This is a genomic window from Dyadobacter sp. 32 (assembly GCF_902506755.1).
In the GTDB taxonomy this organism is placed as follows: Bacteria; Bacteroidota; Bacteroidia; order Cytophagales; family Spirosomataceae; genus Dyadobacter.
The window spans coordinates 3,833,982-3,857,806 of sequence record NZ_LR735258.1; the positions used below are offsets into that span (position 1 = coordinate 3,833,982).

14 protein-coding genes and 1 tRNA gene are annotated in these 23,825 nt (G+C 45.0%); 3 read left to right on the plus strand and 12 right to left on the minus strand.

Going from position 1 to position 23,825, the window contains the following annotated elements; genetic code table 11:
• Nucleotides 1-87 precede the first annotated feature (87 nt).
• Nucleotides 88-1,524 carry an asparagine--tRNA ligase gene (gene asnS / locus DYADSP32_RS15565; protein WP_149241877.1) on the minus strand — a complete coding sequence of 479 codons (1,437 nt, stop codon included), beginning with the start codon at nt 1,522-1,524 and terminating at the stop codon, nt 88-90.
• 166 nt (nt 1,525-1,690) lie between these two features.
• Between asnS and DYADSP32_RS15570 the strand changes: the two genes are divergently transcribed.
• From DYADSP32_RS15570 to DYADSP32_RS15580, 3 genes are all read left to right on the plus strand, one after another.
• Complete coding sequence (locus tag DYADSP32_RS15570; protein ID WP_414617810.1) at nt 1,691-2,365, plus strand: hypothetical protein; 675 nt, start codon at nt 1,691-1,693, stop codon at nt 2,363-2,365.
• 205 nt (nt 2,366-2,570) lie between these two features.
• A complete protein-coding gene (locus DYADSP32_RS15575; RefSeq protein ID WP_149241875.1) occupies nt 2,571-3,350 on the plus strand; it encodes an enoyl-CoA hydratase-related protein in 780 nt (259 codons plus the stop codon).
• A 90-nt stretch (nt 3,351-3,440) separates the two neighbouring features.
• Nucleotides 3,441-3,514 (plus strand) — tRNA-Arg (locus DYADSP32_RS15580).
• Between the two features lie 742 nt (nt 3,515-4,256).
• On the opposite strand, the gene DYADSP32_RS15585 is transcribed toward DYADSP32_RS15580, so the two are convergent.
• From DYADSP32_RS15585 to DYADSP32_RS15635, 11 genes are all read right to left on the minus strand, one after another.
• The gene (locus DYADSP32_RS15585) at nt 4,257-4,622 is read right to left on the minus strand and encodes a hypothetical protein (RefSeq protein WP_149241874.1); all 366 of its coding nucleotides are present in this window, start codon (nt 4,620-4,622) and stop codon (nt 4,257-4,259) included.
• A 258-nt stretch (nt 4,623-4,880) separates the two neighbouring features.
• Entirely contained in the window at nt 4,881-7,001 is a 2,121-nt protein-coding gene (locus DYADSP32_RS15590) for a PVC-type heme-binding CxxCH protein (RefSeq protein ID WP_149241873.1), read from the minus strand.
• A gap of 107 nt (nt 7,002-7,108) precedes the next feature.
• Entirely contained in the window at nt 7,109-9,193 is a 2,085-nt protein-coding gene (locus DYADSP32_RS15595) for a glycoside hydrolase family 20 zincin-like fold domain-containing protein (RefSeq protein ID WP_149241872.1), read from the minus strand.
• 38 nt (nt 9,194-9,231) lie between these two features.
• Entirely contained in the window at nt 9,232-11,313 is a 2,082-nt protein-coding gene (locus tag DYADSP32_RS15600) for a glycoside hydrolase family 20 zincin-like fold domain-containing protein (RefSeq protein ID WP_149241871.1), read from the minus strand.
• 61 nt (nt 11,314-11,374) lie between these two features.
• A complete protein-coding gene (locus DYADSP32_RS15605) occupies nt 11,375-12,730 on the minus strand; it encodes a Gfo/Idh/MocA family protein (RefSeq protein WP_149241870.1) in 1,356 nt (451 codons plus the stop codon).
• A gap of 43 nt (nt 12,731-12,773) precedes the next feature.
• On the minus strand, nt 12,774-13,514 hold the full coding sequence (locus DYADSP32_RS15610; protein WP_149241869.1) for an SDR family oxidoreductase: 741 nt from the start codon (nt 13,512-13,514) through the stop codon (nt 12,774-12,776).
• A gap of 1,019 nt (nt 13,515-14,533) precedes the next feature.
• Nucleotides 14,534-15,883, minus strand: coding sequence for a hypothetical protein (locus DYADSP32_RS15615; RefSeq protein WP_149241868.1), 1,350 nt, complete (start codon nt 15,881-15,883; stop codon nt 14,534-14,536).
• Nucleotides 15,884-16,786: 903 nt separating this feature from the next.
• Nucleotides 16,787-17,953, minus strand: a complete 1,167-nt coding sequence (locus DYADSP32_RS15620; RefSeq protein ID WP_414617811.1) for a hypothetical protein — start codon at nt 17,951-17,953, stop codon at nt 16,787-16,789.
• A gap of 44 nt (nt 17,954-17,997) precedes the next feature.
• Nucleotides 17,998-19,356, minus strand: coding sequence for a DegT/DnrJ/EryC1/StrS family aminotransferase (locus DYADSP32_RS15625; RefSeq protein ID WP_149241867.1), 1,359 nt, complete (start codon nt 19,354-19,356; stop codon nt 17,998-18,000).
• A gap of 8 nt (nt 19,357-19,364) precedes the next feature.
• Nucleotides 19,365-21,251 carry a hypothetical protein gene (locus tag DYADSP32_RS15630; protein WP_149241866.1) on the minus strand — a complete coding sequence of 629 codons (1,887 nt, stop codon included), beginning with the start codon at nt 21,249-21,251 and terminating at the stop codon, nt 19,365-19,367.
• Nucleotides 21,252-21,382: 131 nt separating this feature from the next.
• Nucleotides 21,383-23,122: an amidohydrolase family protein gene (locus DYADSP32_RS15635; RefSeq protein ID WP_149244822.1), complete on the minus strand. Its 1,740-nt coding sequence runs from the start codon at nt 23,120-23,122 to the stop codon at nt 21,383-21,385.
• Nucleotides 23,123-23,825 lie beyond the last annotated feature (703 nt).

Sequence of the window (23,825 nt, forward strand, 5' to 3'; positions counted from 1 at the left end):
CCAAAAAACTTATATCGTTAAGTGAGAAAATTAAAAAGGCCCTGCTTCGGTAAAGAAACAGGGCCTTTTATTTTTTTATTGTTCCGGTCAAAACTCTGCGCTTCGGGGATATCGCGGGAAGGGAATTACGTCACGGATGTTGCCCATGCCTGTTACGAACAAAACCAGTCGTTCAAAACCAAGACCAAAGCCCGAGTGTGGAGCGGTTCCAAATTTGCGTGTCTCGAGATACCACCAGATGGTTTCGGGGTCTATACCCACCTCATTGACACGTTCCAATAATTTCTCATAACTATCCTCACGCTGACTACCACCGATAATCTCCCCGATTCCAGGGAAAAGTACATCCATGGCACGTACCGTTTTGCCGTCATCGTCCAGTTTCATGTAGAACGACTTGATCTCCCTTGGATAACTGGTCAGGATAACTGGTTTTTTGAAATGTTTTTCAACCAGATATCGCTCGTGTTCGCTGGAAAGGTCTATCCCCCAGCCAACAGGATACTGGAACTTCTTCTCTTTATGTGGCTTCGATTTAAGCAAGATTTCAATAGCCTCTGTGTAAGTCAGTCTTTCGAAAGGGTTGTCGACTACAAAACTCAATTTTTCTAAAAGTGGCAAGGAACGTTCGTTCTGAGGCTTGCTTTTTTCTTCTTCCGCCAGGCGGTTCTGCAGGAAGTCCAGGTCATCCTTACAGTTTTCAAGCGCGTAACGGATCACGGTCTTAACAAAATCTTCGGCAAGATCCATATTATCTTCCAGTTCAAAGAAAGCCATTTCCGGCTCGATCATCCAGAACTCAGCCAAATGCCGTGTTGTGTTCGAATTTTCGGCACGGAATGTGGGTCCGAAAGTGTAAATTTTTGACAGCGCCATGGCTCCCAATTCTCCTTCCAACTGCCCTGAAACCGTCAGATTCGCTTCACGTCCAAAAAAGTCTTCCTTAAAATTGATATCGCCTTCATCTGTTTTTGGCAAATTTTTCAGATCCAGCGTTGTCACACGGAACATCTCCCCTGCCCCTTCGGCATCCGAGGCCGTGATGATGGGTGTATGCAGATAGAAAAATCCGTTGTCGTTGAAATATTTATGTATGGCAAAAGCCAGTGTGTGACGAATCCGCAGTATCGCGCTGAACGTATTGGTTCGTGGGCGTAAATGAGCGATCTCACGCAGAAATTCAAGGGAATGTCGCTTTGGCTGTAAAGGATATAGCTCGGGATCGGCAGCACCGTACACTTGTATGTCCTGCACCTTCACTTCCACCGATTGTCCTGAGCCTAAGGAAGCTACCAGATTTCCGGTAATTTTGAGACAAGAACCTGTGGTTACCTGCAGCAGCAATTCCGGGCTAAACTGTCCGGGCTCGGCCACAGCCTGTATATTATGAATGGTGGAACCGTCGTTCAATGCGATGAAAATCGCGTTTTTACTTTCACGTTTCGTTCTCACCCAACCTTTGAGTGTGACGGATTGCTCCTCAGGAGAAGTTTTCAGTAATTCTTTAATCTGTAAAGGTCCCATTATGAATCAGGTTGTTGGTCGGCGGGCTGGTTTCGTAGAAGCATCAACGCGGCTGACTTGAATTTGGCGCAAAATTACAAATTAGATAAGGAAAACCAATTGTGAAAGACTGAACTTACTTTTACAGCTAACTTCGCTATTGAAAAGCATGATTTTCGGTTTAATTTTGCCTTCAACATTATTCATTAACACGTCCGTTATTTTGAGCAGCCGCATCGCCACGATCCTGTCGGTCGTTTTTCACCCTTTGATTCTTACTACCTACCTGTTTTCAGTTCTCTTTTTGCTGACGCCCGACCTCGTTGGTGTAAGTGCGCTTGAGCTCCCGGCCATTGGAAGTCTCCTGCTTTTGCTCTTTCTGAACACCTTCGTAGCACCTTCTTTGGTTGTTTATTATATGTTCAAATTTGGCGTTACCACTTCCTTACAGGTAGAAGACCGGCGCGAACGGCGCCTTCCATATCTGGCCAGTATTGTAATTTATGCCCTGGCCACCTACTTATTTGGCTGGCAACTCCGGCAGATCGCCGAACTGGCTCCGCAGATATCCATTCTGCTGGCCAGCGCCACACTCTCTTTGATTCTGATCTTCATGGTCAGTTTATACTGGAAAATCAGCGCACATGCTACCGGACTCGGAGGAATACTGGGGGCCATGGGCAGCTTGATGGTTCGGTTTGACGAAGCGACGCTACTTTATCCATTTTTAACAGCCGTGCTTGTCAGCGGATTGGTGATGAGTGCCCGTCTTCGCCTCCATGCCCATACACCTGCCCAAATACTGGCCGGATTACTCGGCGGACTAGTCATCAGCACGACCACCGTAGTGTTGTTTTTGTGATCAAAATTAATAATCTGATTAAATAAGCGCGAACCTCCTGCCGCTAAACCAATTACGCTAACCGCCCCAGGCACCCCGTCTACCGACTCACATCTGCGGGCACGTCACATGATGCGCCCCATGCTTTCCGCATGAAAAATATTACTTTTATCCAATCAACGACAGTATAGTTCAACAACCTGAGAAACCATAAAACCAAATCAACATGTTCCAGCATATCCTTTTTCAAAACTCGGAAGGTGTTCTGCGCATTCATCTTAACCGGATGCAGGTGCATCATGCACTACATCCTGCATTGATCAGCGAAATAACGGAGGCCATTTCCACTGCTGAAACTGACGCGTCCGTGCGGGCTGTAGTCATTACAGGTGAAGGCAATAAAGCTTTCTGTTCAGGAGCTGACCTTAAAGCCACCCTCGACTCCGGAAAGTCTGCCGGAGAATTGCTGAGAACCTATTACAATCCCATGATTCTGGCCATACGCAATTTACCAAAACCAGTTATATGCCGGCTCAACGGGTTAGCCGCCGGTGCGGGCGCCTCACTCGCGCTTGCCTGCGACCTCATCATCGCGAGTGACACCAGCTATTTATCCCAAATATTTGTGCAGATTGGCCTGATGCCCGACGCCGGAGCCACTTTCTTCCTACCCCGGTTGGTTGGCATGGCCAAAGCATTCGAACTTGCCAGCACAGGGCGTCGCGTGTACGCAGAGGAAGCATTTCAGATCGGGTTGATTAACAAGGTGGTTCCCGAAGCCCATCTCGATCAGGCGATCAATGAAGCTCTCAGTTATTACAGGAGCGCGCCGACAAAGGCGATCGGCATCATGAAACTGACTCTAAATCGCTCTTACCAGTCCAATCTTGCTGAAATGCTTGAACTCGAAGCGGAGAATCAGCAAATGCTGAGCGAGAGCCCCGACGCCAGCGAAGGGATCAGGTCATTTTTACAAAAAAAAGCGCCTGAATATCAGGGCAGATAAAAATATTCATCAAAAAAGACAGTAATTTCTCGTCTTCAAATTTGGACAAATTAACCGCAACACCTATCTTTGCAGTCCAATTAAGGTACTGGACTTGTAGCTCAACTGGATAGAGCACCTCACTACGGATGAGGAGGTTTGGGGTTCGAATCCCTACTAGTTCACAGAAAATGTCAAAAAGCCGCTTTACAGTTCGTATTGCGGCTTTTTTTCTGTTTAAAATTTGCTGACAGTTTTACGATAGATTTCTTACTGCTTGTTGAGTTAACCTTACCGGATTTTATACTTGAGCATTACGTACTGACCCATGTAGAGAAGTCAGAGGAGCGTTATCATGTTTATTTGGAAGAGAAGAATTATCCACAGGACGATCCACAAAAGCAGATTTACTTTCTAAGGGTTATTTTCCCACCATTACGCTACAAGATTTTCCTATACGCGGACACAAAGTTTTTCCTCACATCAAACGTCGTAGATGGCTCAATAGTAAGACAGGTAAAGTAGAATACAGAGATTTGAATGAAGTAGCTGATGGAACGGGGACGCCTAGTTGCGGATGACGAGTGAGTTTTCCGCCTTTTTAAAAGGTGCTACCGGTTTGTCTTTATTCCATAAACTAACACATTTAAGCCATGGAACTATCAACCGTTCAGGGGCATTAATAGCAGCAGAGTCCGTTGAACTGCTCCATCGAATGATCTCTACCTTACCATCCTTCCCTAACATCCGGCGGTTTGAAGCTACCTTGTCTACCCAAAACCAATATGCGTTACCGGTTTTGCGTCCCTGACAGCCTCAGCTACGGCAAGAGACACATTATTAATCACCTTTGTAACAAAATCATTATCAATGCTCGTTCCACCCAGACCATGCTCTTCCGGACTCTTACCTAACCAAAATGTGTAGTTAAACCTGTGGTGCCCAATAGGTGCAATGCCCTTCCGGCGAAACCGGCCCTGTAAACAACAGGCAACCTCCGCAGTCTTTGCCCTCCTTCACCGGAATCCAGAGCTTGCAACTGTCGCATTGTTTATCAGGAATGGGTGACAAGCTCACGTAGCCAAGTGCTTTCCTTTTTTCAATATCAACCGGATCAACACCCGTAAGGTCTTCACACGGATTTCCTTGTTTTTCAGGGGATGGCTTCCCGGCCATCGCCGTATTTTTTGTACCTGCACAACCAGCAAGTATCATTCCGATACCCGAAGCACCTGTACCAACGGTCAGGCACTTTTGTAAAAATAATCTTCTGCTACCCCCGTTTTTCATCATTTTACAGTTTTATCCAAGAAGAACCACTAAAAACCTATATTCCTGAACTGGTTAGAGTCTATCCATAATTTACCTCTGGCTTCGATACGTTTGGTTCAAAATGCTCATTTACCGCGTTTGGGATCAAAAGGGTAAACCCTGCCTACTGCCGCCCCCCCCGCGATAGAACCTTCAAAAGCAAGGGGCGCACAATCTTACCCGAGAGCATTATGACTCTGGATTAAAAAGACAGACACCAGATAACCTATTACAATTTGCTTAAATCGCCAACACCTTTCTTAATTCCCCTGCCGCCTTTTTTACCTCCGTTGATGCTTTTTCCTCTAACTTCCGAAGACTCTTATCAAGGCTCTTTTCTACTTCCTTTTTATTTTGGGATCGCTTACTTCCTTTCACCAGACCTGTCAAGCCTGCCAACTGCCAATTGGTCTCATACTTGGACAAAATAGTAATCAGCCCACTGATATCGTTTTTCTCATTACGGCATCCTGCTATGTACGCATAGTCCTCTATGAATTTTAGCTTACCAGGCGAGGCAGACCTAAAAAAAGAACCGGTTGAAGATAGCAACGCCGCCAGCTCCGGGGATGAGCCAGGAACAGAGCTCAGAACAGACTGGCGGTAGGATACATTGTCTGCATTTTTCTCTATCACTTTTGCCAAAATGGATAAAACACTTTTCTCCTGAAACTGGCCGAGACTTAAAGTCGCCTGAAAAGCCACCTGAGGTGAAACGTCATCGATCAGGTTGACCACCTCTGTAAAATATTGCGGAAACTTTTCTGCAAGCATCAGCCCATGCTCACGTACCCCAGGCTCTGGATCGGACAATGCTTTTTTGACCAGTGTTGCATCCAGGGCATGAAGCCCTTCCAGTGTGTACAATGCATGAAGCCTGCCTATTCCATCCTTACCCTCCGTAAACATCTTCTTTAACAACACCACCACACTATTATCTTGCTTTTCAAGCAACAAACGCTGACTCGTTAAACGCCACCATTGGTTGGGATTACCCAACAAAGCAACCAGTTCCTCCGGTTTCTTCGCAGACAAATTGGGAAAAAGAGTTGGGCGTTTGGTTCCCTCCTTCGGAAATATCTTCCAGATGCGACCGTACTGGAGCCCATTTGAAAAGTCCATATCGGATTTGAGATCCTCAGGAATGGAAACCGGTGTTTCAATATGCTGTCTGTAGATATCCATCAAATACAGATACCCGTCCGGACCAACATTGAAATTCCCAGGACGGAACCAGGTATCTGTGGAAGCCAGGAATTCACGATTCTTTTCCCTTTCACCGCGCGATGCTACATACGACGGCTGACCTTGAACTGACTTTAAAACATCCCTGTGTACCAGATTCCCGGCCACGTCACCGGTGAATATTGAACCATAAAAAGAGCTGGGAAAAGCATCACCTCCATAAAAAGTACCTCCCGACGCTCCCGTAAAATGATCCCGTGCATACTCCTTGTAGCCGCTTTTCAGCGAATCATATTTAGCCTGACGGCGATCACTTCTCTGTTGACGCCAGTAAGGTGTAGCAGATTTTTGAAACATTTCCAATTCATGATCAGAAATATTGACCTCTGATCTGTACGAGGGCATGAAATTATGACGATGTATGTAACGATAAGCAATCGGCGACTGCTGAATATGCAGTGTGTTCTGAGTAAAAAACCTGTGCCCCCATTCATCCATGGCTAATCCAAACTGACCCGTCCCTGATTCTACTTCAAACAAATCCCGGTCTAAACGAAAGCGAAAGTCCCCTCCGGAAATATTTAACGCAGCCGCACCAGGCTTCTTTTTGTAGGTGATCATACCACCCTGACCATGGTTGTTGGCGTAGATCCAATTGTCGACGCCATATCGCATACAAGTGATCTGAGCTTCCGAATTTTTTGAAAAGAACCCTGTGAAAAGAACTTCCCTGATATCCGCTTTGAAATCGCCATCAGTATCCTTTATATAGAGTATGTCGGGTGCAGCAGCAACGAGTATCCCTCCTTTCCAGGGCAAGATGCTTGTTGCGCTTGGCAAAGATTCGGCAAAAACATAGGATTTATCAGGCTTTCCATCTCCGTTCGTATCCCTGAGTAGTCGAATTCTACCTTTAAAATCACCCGGTTTCGCATCGTAGGGATAGTCACCCATTTCAACTACGAACAAATTCCCATGCTCATCAAAGGCCATATCCACGGGTGATAGCACATCAGGTTCTGCAGCAAAGGGCTCAATCAGAAACTCATCGCTCAATTGAAAAGTTTTCACTGCATTCGCGGGAGCGAGTGCAGCAGTATAACGCTGCGCCATGCCCTGAGTTCCGATCAGAGAAAGCAGGGCCCACATGATGATCTTGTTATTACAATATTTCATTCCAAAAGTGTTTATGAGTCCAGTCTGTTTAATCATTGCATATTCTCCTGGTTCTGCTTGCCATATATCCTATAATGACATTAAATTATCTATCACAAATACCTGCATTACGGTTTATTAAGCCATTGTTTGATTTTATCATTAAATGCTAACTCGAAAACATGCATCCAGTCGCTTGTATTGGTCCCATTCGCCAGCATGTGATCATTGTTCTGATCAAGAATATAACCTTCCGGGTTTCTTATAAACCGGGTTCTAGAAAAGACGTCCTCATAACCGGCCCTTATTTTGGAAAAATGCTCCACATACTGAATAACTTTTTGTCGGGCCACCTGTTTGTCTGTTGGGGACGCTTTATCAAATTCTTCAAGAAGCAGTAAGAGTTTTGCAGGATATACCTGGAGTTCATTCATCTGATAGAGATAGTCCACAGCAAACCGATTTCTGCGAACAGCCTTCCTCGTGAGATCAATCCGCTTCTTTATCAGCTCATATCTGACTATTTCTACTTTAGCCCGCTGTAATTTCATCTTGTAACGTTCGCTCCAGGCACTACTTATTTTGTTTTCTCCCGGCAAACCAATCAGGTTCATTTCCTTAGGATAATGGCTTCGGTTTCCACCATCTTCTATTAATGCAGTATCCCAAAAATATAAAGCTGTTTCCAGCGAGTCCTGGAACTCATATGAAGCATCGCTGACGGCCGGTGCGTAAAACCGATGCCTGAAAACCTTATGAGATTCTTCGCTACTAATATTCTGATAATTCCAGGTGAGTGAAGCAAAATCATGAAAACCCCGCATGTAGGTCTCAAAGTGTGGTGATGAATCGTCCCATGCCGTGGTTAGTATTCCTTCCAGCTTTTTCTCTGTGGTAACTTCGCTGAAATCCTTGGTAGGGCCAAAAATTGAGCTTCTCCGCGGCAGCATGGCATTCATATCCTGCGTTGCGGAAGCGGCCATCACCTTAAAGTTGTGTGATTTGAACCAGTCGATCGCCTTTATATTTCCGTGTAACTTGGGATTTGCATAATGCCAGCGCATATAAATGCAATCCTTAGGAAAGAGATGAACATTTTCATCCATGATGTGCTGCTTTTCTTTCCATTGCCTGTCAACTTCTTCCTTTGAAAGTTTGGGATCATGAAGGGTCATGTACAGGCCGGCCAGAGAAAAAACCATATCATCCCAAAAAATGGGAGTCCGGTTATGCAGACGGGCAAACTCACAAACTTTATTGAGCCAGTACATCTGAAGCTCAAACGTTTTCATGCCCGATTTCTTCGATAATTCTGAGCGGCCCAGGTTATACACTTCGTCACCTCCAACATGTAAATATTTTCCGCCGGGGGTTGCTTTAATGGCATCTTCGTACAACTTGAACTGAAGCTGGTATACTTCAGGATTGAGCGGGTCAAACACCCAGTCCGAAGACGGATCATCCCGTAATTTTTTGTACTGATCGTGTTTTAAAATAAACGAAACATGACCAAGGCCCTGAACCAGCGGGCTGATTTCGATATGGCGCTCTCTGGCATATCTGCACAAAGCCGCAAATTCCTCGATGGATATCGCATTACCGGCACCTATAACAGGAACCTGACGATATTTAAGTTTATCTTCAAATTCGACGATTACCGCATTTACCTTTATTTTCGCCAGCCTGTCGATCAACTCATAATAATAATTCTGATTATCAAGATGGTATTTAAGGTCCCAGTGAACCGATCTATAAGGGACACCCGGGTAATCGGTGATTTTTACAGCCGGAATACTAAGATTCTGATCATGAGCGTCTTCAAGAAGTTGCGCCAAAGTCTGACAGCCATAAAACAGCCCGGCTTCACCACGTGATCTGATCAGAACCTGTCCATTGCCCGCTTGCAGCGTATAGCCTTCCGCCGACTCTGGCACTGTATTGTCCTCAACAATTTCGAGTGTCAGGATCCCTTTACCAGAAGCTGACGTGACCGGCAGAAGCGAAACAACCGGTACCTTTGGTCTTTTGATACCGCCTTTCAGGTATAAAGATTTCAACTCACCAGAATTCAATGCCCTGCCTTTGATCAACTCCGTCGTCTGCGGTTTTGGCAGGAGTTTGAAATATTGCTCAAAAGCTCCTTTGTCCATTCCATGGGAAGTGAGAACACTACTCAGCCAGGAAATGGTCAGAAGCAAGAAGTATCGTTTCATTATTAAAGGATTAGAAATTTGTGATTTCAGGCTACGCACTACTTGTCCCACTCTTTTATCCGCTTGTTAATTGCCAGTTCAAATACGTGCATCCAATCGCTGTTGTTTGTTCCGTTGGCCAGCATCGGATCATTGTTCTGATCCAGAATGTATCCTTCAGGATTTGCAATGAACCGGGTTTGAGAAAACACATCCTCATATTGCTTCCTGAGTTCAGCGAACGATGATACGTATTTCATCACTTCTTCCCTGGCAGGCCCCTTTTCAGCCGAGGGGACCTTGTCATAATTGTCAAGCAACAGTAAAAGCCTCGAAGGATAAACCTGTAATTCGTTCATTACATAGAACAGCTCCAATGCAAAATGATTTCTTCTTGCAAGCCGTTGATTTTTTATGATCTTTTCCTGGATAACCTTGTATCTATCCAGCTCTTCTTTAGCACGCCGGATTTTTATTTTGTATGTGTTTCCCCATTCCCCCGATCTGGCAGGATCCGGTAGAGATATCAGGTCCATTTTATAGGGATAATGCCTGCGGTGACCCTTATTGATTAATGCAGTATCCCAAAAATTAAGAGCAATTTCAAGCGTATCCTGAAATTCGTATACATCTTCACTTAAAGCCGGGGCGTAGAAGCGGTGACGGAAAGCCTGGTGGGCTTTTGCTGCACCGATATCCTGGTAATTCCAGGTGAGTGAAGCAAAATCATGGAAACCCCGCCAGTAAGTTTCAAAATGAGGCGAGGAGTCGTCCCAGGCTGTGGTAAGCATCCCCTCAATCTTTTTGTTCGTCGCTATTTCGCAAAATTCCTTGGTGGGTTGATAAATGGAGCTCTGACGGGAAAGCATGGGTGACATATCCTGTGTAGCGGGTGCACCCCATACTTTCAGATTGTGGGAGTGAAACCATTCTATCGCTTTGATATTACCCGCTACCTTGGGGAAATCATAATTCCAGCGCATATAGATACAATCCTTAGGAAAGCGTTCAATCATTTTTTCCAGTTTGGGTTGATTGTCCTTCCAGATTTTTTCAACTTCCTCGCTGGTGATTTTCCCGTCATTGCGCATCGTGCCGTACAGACCGGTAGTTGAAAAGACCATATCATCCCAAAAGATGGGCGTTCGGTTATGTTGACGGGCAAATTCGCACACTTTGTTAAGCCAGTACAACTGCAGTTCAATGGTGCTCATTCCCGACTTTTTAGATCTTTCAGACATTCCCAGATTATACACCTCATCCCCGCCGACATGTAAATATTTACCTCCGGGTGTAGCTTCCATGGCATCCTCATAGAGTGCAAATTGTAACCGGTAGGTATCAGGATTAAGGGGATCGATCACCCAGTCAGATTTCGGATTATCACGAAGCCTCTTGTAGCGATCCTGTTTTAATAGGAACGATACATGCCCCAAACCCTGAACCAAAGGACTGATCTCAATATGACGTTCTTTGGCGTAACGGCTGATGGCTGCAAATTCTTGTATAGAAATGGCATGTGGAGCCGAAACCTCCGGCTCTTTCACATACCTGAGTTTGTCTTCAAATTCTACTATTACCGCATTGATCTTGATGCGGGCAAGCCTATCAATCATATCATAGTAATATTTCTCTGTATCGAGGTGGTATTTAAGATCCCAGTGAACCGCCCGATAAGCGACACCAGGATAATCCACAATTTTACATGAGGGGATAGTTATCTGCTGGTCCGAGGCATCTTCTATCAATTGGAGCAATGTCTGGCAGCCATAGAAGATTCCTGCCTCGCTTTTTCCCTTTATCAGTACCTGGCTGTCTTTTATTTCCATAATGTACCCCTCGGGAGATTCAGGCAGGGCACGGTCGTGGCTAAGTTCCAGAGTGACTGTTCCTTCCCCCGGCTGGTCAGCATGGGGGAGGTTCTCTAGAGGCCCATAAAGAACCGGGCTTTTATTCAGTCCCTTGAGACAAACCGAACGCAATCCATTAAATGATAAGCCTTTCCCTTTTACCAACTCGATTTTTTGAGGAGCAGGCAGCAGGCGAAAATGCGTGTTAAAATCATCCATTTCTGATGCGAACGCCTCTGACCTGGCCATTAACAGGATGAAAACGATAACTACTTTTGAGGAAAATCTCATTATGTCTGAATTAATAACTCCTTAGTATAATTCCAATGCGAATTCTTGCGGTATCAAGAATTTAGTATTCATCAGTAAGTCCGAAAATGCGCGGATTGGTCCTCCATTTCCCCCTGGTGAAGTCAGGAATCTCCACGGGTGAGCTACCACGGGCTACGGATGTCTCCGACAGCGGACTGATTGCACTCCAGGTGGCCGCGTCATAGACATCTATCAATGGTGCTTTTTTGCGTTTAACCGTTTCAATGAAAGATCGGATAACGAAAAAATCGATACCTCCATGCCCGGCGTTTTTGGCTTCATTCTCAAATTTTTTCCACACACCATGGTCATACTTCTGAAGATATGGCTGTGCAGGTTCCCAGGTATGAGGCTTTGGCGACACGTCCTCTAAAAAAATAGTTGCGCCATCTTCCATCCAGATTCCTTCCGTACCCTGAGCCCGAAAACCTAGGGAATAAGGCCGAGGTGAGGAGGTATCGTGCATAATGACCACATTTTCTCCATTATGGCATTGCACAACTGTGGTCACTACATCTCCTGTACTGAATTTGACTTTTGTATTTGGATGGCTAATCCCTCCTTTGTCAACCATGTAGTTATGTAGACTTCGCGACTTCGTCGCGGTCGAGGTTAGGTAAGTGAAACGATTTCCCCTGTTGATATCGAGCCAATGGGCCACCGGTCCTAGCCCATGCGTAGGATAAAGATCTCCATTACGGTCAATGTAGTGCTGGGTTCTCCACTGTCCCTCACCCAAAGCTGCCTTAGCGCCAAATTCAGGCCCAACGCTCCTATCCGTTTTACCGTCGTTAAACAACACCTCACGCAGGTCGTGCTGATAACCACAGTGCGCATAGGTCAGCTCACCGAACATCCCCTTGCGAATCATGTTAAGAATGGCCATAACATCGCGTCTGTAACAAACGTTTTCCAGAATCATGCAATGAGAACCAGTCTTTTCATGTGTGTTCACAAGCTCCCAGCATTCATCAATAGTCAGGGCCGCAGGCACTTCAACACCCGCATACTTACCGGCATTCATCGCTGCTACTGCTGCTGGTACATGCCATTGCCAGGGTGTGGCTACAATTACGGCATCCAAGTCATCTCTTTTAACCATATTTCTAAAATCCTCCTCCCCTTTGGAATAGACGGACGGCGCTTTTCTTCCGAGCTTTTTCAGCATTGCAAGGGTTTTATCCACAGACCGCTGGCTAATGTCGCAGATGGCATTAATCTCCACATCGGGATCTCCGGCTGCGATAGAAGCGAGTGCTCCCCCACGACTGCCGACTCCAACAAATCCCAGCCGTACCTTGGCACCGGGCTGATTTTTTTGGGATAAAAAGTTTGGCAAAATACTGGTAACTGATCCTGTCAGCGCTGCTTTTTGAATAAAATCTCTTCTGTCCATACACGTTACGGTAAAGGGGTTAAGTCTTTGTTGGTTTAGCTTTTCAATAGGTGGCCCTACCACCGGTCAGATCAAATGTGAAGCCGGTCGTGAAACTATTATGATCCGAGACAATGTATGCCGCCAGATTAGCGGCTTCCTCTAGCGTCCCACAGCGTTTCATAGGGATTTTATCAGTCATATACTTTACCTGTGCCGTTGGCATAGCCTCTACGAGGGCTGTCCGAATAACAGCCGGAGCCATCGCATTGACCGTTATTCCTGTTCCCGCATACTCCTTCCCCTGCACTTTTGTCATACCTATGACTGCTGCTTTGGAAGCCGAGTATGCCAGCATTCCCGCATTGCCTTCTTTACCTGCAACAGATGCGAAGTGCAGGATACGACCATAATTCGCTTCTAGCATGTAAGGGATCACAGCCTTTGAAGTATAATAACTTCCCATAAAATTGATATCGAACACCTTTCTCAGGTTTTCTTCAGTCACTTTGTGGCTTTTGACGCTGGTAATACCGGTAATACCTGCACAATTAACCAGAATATCGATCCGACCGAAAGTACGAAAAACTTCTTCGACCCCCTCCGCGACCCTGTCAGCATTCGTAACGTCTATGGCTTGAACGTGTGCATTTCTGTCACCTCCAAACCAGGTATTTAATTGCTCATTATTCAAATCCCAAACCCCTACTAACACACCTTCACTAAGCAATTTGAGTGCAATTGTCAATCCCAGTCCGGAAGCCGCACCAGTTACAATTGCTACTTTGCCTTTAAATGTATTCATGCGTTTAATTAATTCTACTATTGATTACACAACCTCGTCCAGCTCGTGCACTACCTGCATTATCCGCTCATTAAGCTCGCGTATGTACCTCTTTGTGGAAGCATCAGGAATGTAAGCTGCCGAGCGGGCAATACTGTTGGTAAATATCCCTCTGGATACTAGGAGTTCATTTTAACTAAGTTTACAAAAATAATAAATATTTGTATACATTTTAAAACAACAGGATATTTTATATATATATCTTAACTATTGAAATAAGTGATATAACTCAAAATTTGACGACAATAATTCAACTAGCAGAATTCAAATGATTTATAAACGAAAAAGCCACTGATCCACAACTTTCAGGTTTTAATTACCGACCACTACAATCCGGGTATAACTAAAAAATACGCTTAATTTCCAGCGCTCCGGTTCGGCGATACATCTCCGCTACTAAATGCACATAGCACATTGCACTTCCTTAACCTGGCCCGGGCAAGATACTTGCTTCGCAGACCACCTCTTTCACACAAGCAACCTCAAGTCCGGGACTTGATTATTGCCAACTACCACATGTGTCGGGTAGATTTGTCAGTCAGGGCACGCGTGAGCAGCTGTGCTCCATTCCGGCATCACCGCCCGCGAAATTTTAACATCTTCATGTATGAGAATTCCGTCAGAAAAGGCAATTCTGACATCAAGAAGTTTTTCCGAGAGATTGGTGACCTGAGAAACACGAAAGGAACATCGCTAATAAGCAGAATATAAGCTCAGATAAAACGAGTAAAAAAAACCGCCAGAATGGTTTCAGATACCTGTTTTGCAAAAATTATGGCCAATCCGGGCTGCTTAGCTGGGGAATTCAAAAAGCTTGCGGCTGGAAATTGGCATTCGCCAATCCGCATTTAACAGTTGACCTTGGGCTTTGCCCTGAAAAACAAAAACCATTACAAAAGTGATCTCAATAGTGCCTGATTTCTATTGGCAAATAACCGATACATAGTTTATTGACTTACACAAATAGTACGGTCAAACCTCTATCGCAACACCCGACTGATTGCATCCAGCAAAATTCGTTCTGCATCCTCTGAAACGCCTGAATTCAGGTCGGTCGTTTCGTACCCTCCCTGAGCGTAAGAGATTTTTGTTCCAATGTAACCGGGGCCGTACTCATCATAAGCGGCCGTGCAAACCTGGCCGCCCTGTACCATTTTTTGAGCGGCTAGCTGATACTCGACAAAACATTCGCCAGGCAGGTTCAGAAGCCGGACTTCCCCAAGCCGTAACGCGGAAACATTGGCCAAATAGCCTTGTCTGGTACGTAACAACCATGCCAATTTTTCTGCAGCGCCATATTTTTCAATCGAGTTAAGCTTTGGATCGGACATAACTCTTCTCAAATCACTTTCAATTATATTTTTATTCAGGGGCAGAACGACTGACTGGTTCTTCCATGTGATGTCACCAATGTAGACGGCTTTTTTACTGGTTGCTTTCCAGGCTTCCTCCATGGCCTTTTCCATACGGCCAGCCAACAGATACCGTGTCGAGTCTGCACCGTTGTTGTACTTCCCGGCAGCAACATTGCCACTTGCCCCTGTGAAGTAGATATTAGGAACACCGTTCATTTTGCGTTGTCGTTCGTTTCTGGCGATCCCCACAAATTCACAGGTAACATCACCTTTACCATAATGGCTCTGGGGATGGGTGGCATAATAACTAAGAACAGCTACCGGGCGATTGTTGCTCCACAAACTTACTGATTTCAACCAGGGATCAATAAGACCCTCTTCGGCAGCTATGGCTAAAGAATCGGTAGCCTTGCTATATCGAATGATCTTTACCTTGCCATCACTTCCAAGAATCCTTCGACTGGAAGCTACCTTCTCGACACGAGCTTCTCCAAATCCTATATGGGTAACTGTTTTGGCGGTTTTCGTCGCCCTTTTTACCGCTATCGCTACATTATTTATGGCTTTATAAAGAAACGGGTTATCAAAGCGCTGTCCAGCCATCCCATATTCTGCAAATATTTTTTCAATCGTAAAATCGCAGCACACGCCATCATGTTGGTGTAGTGCATGCACAGAGACCCTGTCAGGGGTGGTACCTGCCGCACTAGCCAACGCACTTTTCCAGGCATCCTGGCCCTCATTGGAAATCCCTATCCAATCCACAGCACAGAGAACCACAGGTTTTTCATTAGTCAGGATAACAATCCCTCTGGCGGTTAACCGGTCCTTTATAGACCGAGCGGGCGCGTACGCCACAGGACTTCCCAACGGCGGGGATACATCTACCTCAAAAGTGCCGGCCCTTAGCTGCTGCGCTTTTGAAGGCAAGCTAAGTAAAAGGCAAATACACAAAAAACCAATACTTCGTTTCATATTCTTTTACTTCCCACACGTTTCCTTCGAAAAGGCAGTTAAGAAAACCAATTTTAATGTTTACAAAAATAGAAATTAATGTTTACAAATAATAGGGCAGCGTTGATTAATTCATGCAGACAAATCGTTAACCAACACCTCATAAACAACCTCCATCAACAGGCAACCACAATCCGATTTTTCGGAAATTTTCTACAACAAAATAGATTTATCATGAATTATATATCAGGACCACAGATCCTATCGGCGATCAGGTAAAATACCCTTTCGGGATTGGCCCGAAAGCCGACTCCGATAGCACGACAAAGAGATAGTGACAAAATATACGCGCGAATGAATCGTTTACAATGTCACATGCAATACACTGAAAGATAGCATTATAACCCGTCCAGGGAAAGGATCCTGTAACACCGCCAGGCCTGCCATTACATGCGCGGCTGTCCATGTAAAACATTTCAGATTCCAAGTCTGAGCGACACATCCAAATATTTTATTCAGAAACGGGAAAATGTAATTACACATCTTGAGTGCATTCAGGGGCACTAATGAAATTCACGTAGTCCGCACCTAACAACCATCATCCCTATACGTATCTTGTCGGCGGCCCGGGTTGCTTGTAGAATCATGTGGAAAATAATCTGAACAAAGAAACCTTCGCCCAGATTATAAATACAACTTAAACAAAATTCCTTAATGCCCCCATGATCCCGAAATCAGAGATTCTTACACGCCTTTCGCCAAAAAAAAACCAACTGAAGGATTGTGCTAGCAATATCAATCGCCTACCGCACATGTTGTTTCTATAAGGTCAGGGGCAGATGAATACAGCCGGATCACTTCCACCTCAATGTTATAAACGAATCGAATCAAAAATATACCAGATGCAGAACAACCCATCCCCGCCTAAGCAAACAAACATTCATCGAGAAATGCAGATGAATAACCTTGCGCCTCAGCCCATTTAACAGCCACCTCTACTTTCTGTCGATAATTGGGTTGATAAGACCGATAGAAAGGATAAAAATATTGTTCGTGAATCAGCAGGTCAACGTATGGCGGTCTACGGGATTCTTTTTCGTATGTACTCAAAAATGTCTCTATATTTTCCTGCTTGATCGTATCAATAATAATGCTGCTCTTGATGAACGAAATACCCTCCTTATTGTCCCGCCAAACGAAACGCTTATTCATATGCCGTCTTTTTTCTACATCCAGATAATAGGAGGTTGGAGCAAGGTTGTTGTCCACATTAAAATCGCACAACTGCCCCACGTAGCCCAAGTCCCGCAATGCACGTGACACCTCCACCGGAACCTCCCCCCAATGGAGGGTGGTGACCGGCCCCATCACTTCCTCCCCGGCAAATCGCCTGATCTGCTCCATCACCCCACTGCAATCCTTTTTCACTTTTTCATAACTGGCATGGATATATGGATTATCTGGAAATTCGGACCAAGCGTGAAAACTAAGCCTGAGCCAATTCGAGTTGGCCTTCCACTCGGCTTTATATTTGGCTGTCATTTGCGAAAGATTAAAATGATCACTTTCGTAAAAAAGGTTAATATGCACTTTCGTACCATAACGCTCATGCAAAGACCTCATGAAACCTAGAAATGGTGTATCGAATATGGAATTGTACTGATCGGCATTGGCGTGAAGGTCTCTTAAAAACCAGATCGCATCATCAATGGATAGCCTGTACTTATTAAAAAGCCTGGGTACCCAGAAGACCTTGATACTTGCTATCCTTTTTGTTCCTTTATCAATGGCTACAATATCTGTCTCATAGTCCGACAAGGCAATAACCGCCGTGTGCAACCCATCTCTAAACCGGGCTTTAACACGATTTATCTCAATGTTGCTATTCCTGCGCGCTGCTACTATTACCTCAATAAACAGTTTCCCGTCTTCTACCTCCCCGTCACCGGAGTGAAGAATATCTCCATCAATAAGGTTTACAAATTTCAGATCTCCTTCATTTTCGTCCCAGGTAACAAGCTTATTTGGAATAAAGACCGATGCCCCTATACCGGAAAGAAACTCACGCCTGGAAAAGTGACTAGTATCCATTAAAAGTTGCGTAAACAGATGTGTCAGATAAAAGAAAATCCCTTTTAAAGTGAATGCAACTTATCTCTGTTGTCATAGACCTTCATAATGGCATCAATAATATTATCCATATCCTGCTTTGTGCCTAGCAGGGTCCCGGAAGCCCATAAAGACACCATTCTAGAACAAGCCAGATCACATTTTGGCAAGTTCATATCCTCTTTATATTGCTTTAGCCTGTTGGCCGTGTACATCTGTTTGTATGAACGCAGGCCCAGGATATGATCCACCCATGGTTCACGATGTAATCCATTGGCAATGTAGCCACTAAAACCGATCCCCTCGGCCTGTATTGCTTTGAGGAACTTGCTACGATCTGCATTACCGAAATGCTCTTTATGATAGGTTAGTGCATAAATGTACAATCCCGCGCTCTCGGTTCCTTCGTAGCGCTTCTGAGGTACGAGACCAGGAAAATCTTTCAGTTTTGCATTGAGATAGTCGGCATTTTCATTTCTAATCCTGAACCTTTCTTGCACTGTATCCAGCTGACCGAGTAGAATAGACCCTTCGAATTCATTCATCCGATATTTAGGACCAATGGTAACATGCTTCCCATTACGGGCTGTACCATGGTTTTGCACAGTGTAGCATTGCTCCATCAGCGCCTGATCATTGCCTATAATAGCACCTCCTTCACCACATGCGATTTGCTTGCTCCCCTGAAAACTAAAACAACCCAAATCCCCAATTGTCCCCAATTTCCTCCCTTTGTAAGATGCCAAATGCGCCTGGCAGGAATCTTCTATAACCTTGAGGTTATGCTTCTTGGCAATCGCCATAATCCGATCGATATCACAGGGCACTCCTCCAATGTACACAGGAATGATAGCCTTTGTATTAGGGGTAATCTTTTTTTCGACATCATAAGGGTCAAGCTGATAGGAATCAGGATCAAGTTCGGCCAGAACCGGCAGCGCACGACTGGTAATGATAGCCGATACGGTTCCCATATCCGTGTAGGGTGAGGTAACCACTTCATCGCCAGGGCCGATACCAAGGGCTTCGACACAAGTACTAAGAGCCTGGGTGCCCGAACCAGTCCCTACACAATAGTTGGCTCCCAGCAGTTTGGCATACTCCTTCTCAAATGTCGCCACCGAACCGTTAGCGATGTCTATTCTGCTCCATTTTCCACTTCTCGTCGTTTTTACGATTGACTCAACCATTTTCTCATCGACGTAAGGCCATTGGGGCCAGGCTTTGTTTTTCCGGATTGGCTCGCCGCCCAGTACTGCAAGTTTATCGATATTGCCATTGCTGTGTTTCCCGTGAGACGGCATAGCAGTAGCAGTAAGCATTGCCAATGAGCCGGCGCCTAGCTTTCCCATAAATTTTCTTCTGTTCAAGTCGTTTGTTCCCATTGCCTCAATTAGTAGTTTTTGATTTTGTAAAGATCCGATCTTACTGAAAAGTAAATTTCTCCCTCACTTGTGAATGTGGCCATTCTTACGGTATCCGGGAGATCACAGATGATCCTTTGCCCTCTGTTTAATATATCTACTTCAAGTAACTGCTTACCACAAAATGCGACAACCTTACCTTTTCCGGTAGAAAGTAACCAGTTACACCCTTTTTCGGAAGAAAGATTGATCGATTGCGAGAACCTGAGGAGACCGGGGTCAAATACCCGTATCTGTTTATTCACTGCCACCGCTACCTTTCCGCCAGAGGTAGCAATAGCTCCATTCACGGTGTCGCCAGGGTCAAGCTCCAGATCATAAACCAATCCTTCACCGGGCTTCCATACGCCGAAGTGGCATTTTACACCTTCTTTATATGCCAGCCCGCTTGCCCCTCCGTTGGTATTAAAATAAATGTATTGATCATCAGCAGCAATACCAGCCACTTGCTGCCCGGGTACCGGGTCGTACCAGGATTTCAGCTCAAGGGTCTTTGGATTCACACTCGAAAGCCCGCCGCCATACGTGCCATATCTTGCCGACCACCCCGTCCATACGCAACCATCTGGCCCCAGCACACTCCTACCCTCAGGCCTGATAAGGGCGGGAGCTACGGTACCTACATTTTTGGGGTTTACATTTCCGAGCTGGTCCCAGGATTCATTCGGATCGTAAACGGTATGATCGCCACCAACGTATGATGACATAAAGAGCCGGCCCTCAACAAAAACCATACCATAAACCTCCCCGCCGTTATTGCATACCGAGGAGGAATTCCAGTATTTTCCTGTCTTTGGGTCAAAAGAAAAAATGGTTTGTCCAAAAGCACAGGACCCCCATACTTTCCCCTTGTGATCAGTGGTTAGCGTAAAAATCGACGTGGGCATCGCCTGTACAGGGATTTGTCTCAACTCTACCTTCACCGGCCTGTTAAACTCTTCTTCATCGGCAGGAGGCAAAACAATAAAATAATCCTGACCGCGAACACCCGCCAGTCTCCCATCTCTCAATTTTATAAAGCTTACATTTTGCGAATCAGTTATTTTCATCGATCGCCTAACCAACTGTTTATCAAAACCTTCTCCTTCAATTGGTTGCAGCGAGCCAGCGTCGTAGAATGAGAGCTTTCCCTTATTATCAAGGCAAACGAATCGATCATTGACTTCTCTTACTGTATCTCCGGGCTGCCCGAAATCGGCAAACGTTTCCTTTTTTATGTCATAGACCTTGATACCGGGAGTGTCAAAACCGTACCAGACAAATACAAAGCCTGGCGCACCACAGTATACCGGTCGACTGTAAAGGTTTTTGGGGTTGCCTGATACCCGCCCCAGATTGGTGAACAAGCCCGTAGCAGGATCATACCGTGTAAGTGCACACCCCGGGTAGGTACCACCGTACACTTTGTCATCCGAGCCAAGACCCATCTGCCAGAAGTAAGATTCTTTCTCAGATATAATGGGTTTCGCCCATTGTCTGGTTTTTAAATCGAAAACGTGAAGGTAAGCCTGTTCAGTACAGGTTCCGACAATGAGTTTCTCATTGTGCCAGTTGACCAGGCCCCAGGCACCTGCACCAACTGGCAGAACAAAATTTTCTCCTTTCCCCGTAAGTGTATCGATCAAAATAATACTACCTGTTTCACCTTCTGCAAAATTCGAAAGAACAAACTTTTCACGCTGATCATATGGATCGGTCAGTGAGCAGTTGGCCAGTATGTTAAAATTCCGGCAAGGCTTCCCGGAGAGTTCGTAAGACACCGGCTCCGAAGAATGCCCCCAGCCGGAAACAATGCATAAGCCACTGGCTACCAGAGAGCCCCTGCCTGATTTTACAATGAAATCTCGTCGGTTCATGTATTTTAGGGTTGACTATTCGCAGTTGATCAGTGATTATCTTGTCCTCAAAGGAAACTTTTTGCTATTCTTATCCTCAGTTTTGCCCGCGCTGTGTACCAAGAATAAGTACACTTTTTTTGTGATCTGAATCAGGGAATATTTGGCCGGTTGTATGCAGGCAAACGATTCAGGCATGGCTCAATTACTTTCAGTGCGTTCTCAGCCAGTATTTTCTTTTTAACTGCCAAAGGCAATCTGGAGAATACTACCCACCCCAGCTGCTGACGAGGATCCCGCATCGGGAGGTCAGAGCCATACAATATGCGATCTTCCCCTGCTCCCGCAACAAGATATTCTACAATACCCAGATGAACCGGCGTTAAGGTGATTTCTGCATATATGTTGGGGAACTTTTTCATAGCTGCAATAGCCATATCGGCCATATTGTAGCTACCTCCAGCATGTGCGATAATCCAGCGCACATCCGGATATTTTTTTGCCAGACTCTCCGCTTCTAAAAGGTCTGACCGGGAATTATGCAACAGACCGTAGAACTTTCTTTCATTGCCGTATTGCCACCACACATCATAGGAAGGATGATGATACTGAACTCCATAATAATGATAGGGCTTCATGCCGATAAATCGTTTGTCTTCGTACATCTTTGGTATCAGTATTTTAAGCTCCTCCTGAGAATAGTGCGTAGGATCGAAATTTGCAAGCCCCCAGTAGCCTTCAGGTGCCATATCCAGCGATTTTTTTGCCGAGATATTTCCACCCACCGCATCGTGACTTACAACTCCATTCCAACTCATAATACCGCCACCCTTGTAACCCAATCGTTTTAGAAGTTTAAAAACTTCGTCAGGACCACCATTTTCCATTCTGTAACCCCAGCCTGCTCCATTCAGCCCCTCATTCAACATATGCATGTGCATATCAATCAGCGGGACCGGGATCGGACTTCCACTTTTAATGGCCACCATCAAAATATCGTCATTCGGGTTGTTTTTTAGCTCGGGCGGCCTCAACCCGTGCAAAAGACGTATGAGATTTCCACCAGCGACTTTAGCGCGCGCATCCTTGGGAACATCTGCATAATCGATATAGGCACGGTGCGCCCCGGCAGACATAGCAGGCGTGTTGGAGCCAAAAATAGCCTGATCAATGTAACCCTTTTTATAAAAGTATTCTATACCCTCATTGATCTGAAAATTATCAAAACCTACGTGAAGATTACGGTGCTTAGCAACCATGGGAAGAACGTAGCGCTGATCGGACCAGTTGGCATTAATCAGAAACACCGGGAGAGATGGATACTTTGTCAGAAATTCGTTAAAAGGCGACATCCCCCCAAATTCTGTGGCACTAACAATGGTGAGTATTTTATTTTTCGACAACCAGTTTAGTAGTTCGTCGCTGGTATCTGCTTTCCAATCCCAAGCATTTGTATATGGAAAAAGGCTCACAGCACGAACATTGTGCGCTTTCATTTGCTTGCCCAGCTCAACAGGATCCGGAAACTCTCCCGTTTGATGAGGCATCACATTCCAGATGGCAAACAGGTTCCGATAATCTTTGATTTGTTCACTAAGTTCGAGATTGGAGAACATAGCATCATAATTAACGGACAGTGTTGACGCAACCAGCGCTCCGGAAATTGAACAATGCTGCATTTCATCCCGCAAATGCTGGAGGCTCCATCTTTCCTCAGGATGTTTGTACTTGCGAGGGCCAATGCGGGTATACCCATCAAAGTAGAGCGTGTGTTCGCTAATAGACTCAGATGACGATGCTGATCCTGGGAGAGGGATTAACTGTCCGCTAAGTGCCAGCCCAAGCCCCGCAGTCGCATTTTTCTTTATAAAATCTCGCCTTGAGTGAAACATATCTTATTCAAACGAAGTATTACTCAAAAGATAGTCATTTTCTAAGTTTACAAATATATATTATTTATGTATACAAAAACAAGTTCATATAGAAAATTTTCCAGTGTCAATATCCAGGCTTATATCATATAAATAACCTATTACGACTGCCAAAATATCCACCTCCCGACAAAATTTGCATCTATTCAATACACCACCTCTCATTAGAAGAACAGAAAACCCCCAAAGGATAACCCTACTAACAAACAAGAGCCCTCACGAAACCATTTAACATCCACCCGAAAGCCACCACCAGTACACCAATTAAACCCTTCCAGCACCTCCCACTCCTGGAACAACACAGGGTTTGCACACCTAGAATTCGGCCCAAGCAATAAGAAACCATCACACTAACAGCCACAGTATCTGCAACCCTTTATATTTCCGCGGTCAAGAATTATAAAATCCGGCAAAATAACATCTGCCGCCGCAACTTCAATTTGCTCACCCAAAAAGCATTAAACAAAAACCATTACGGACTAATATTCATTACGTCCATTATCTACACCACAATATCACTCGCCCCGCATAATCATTTCAAAAAAAATAGTTTGGAATTTTTAGTATACAAAAAAATAATATATTTGTAAACTTAATTTAAGTAAAACAAAATAGTGTGATAACAGGAACGCACCTCCATATATCACCGTCCAGAAGCCAACAA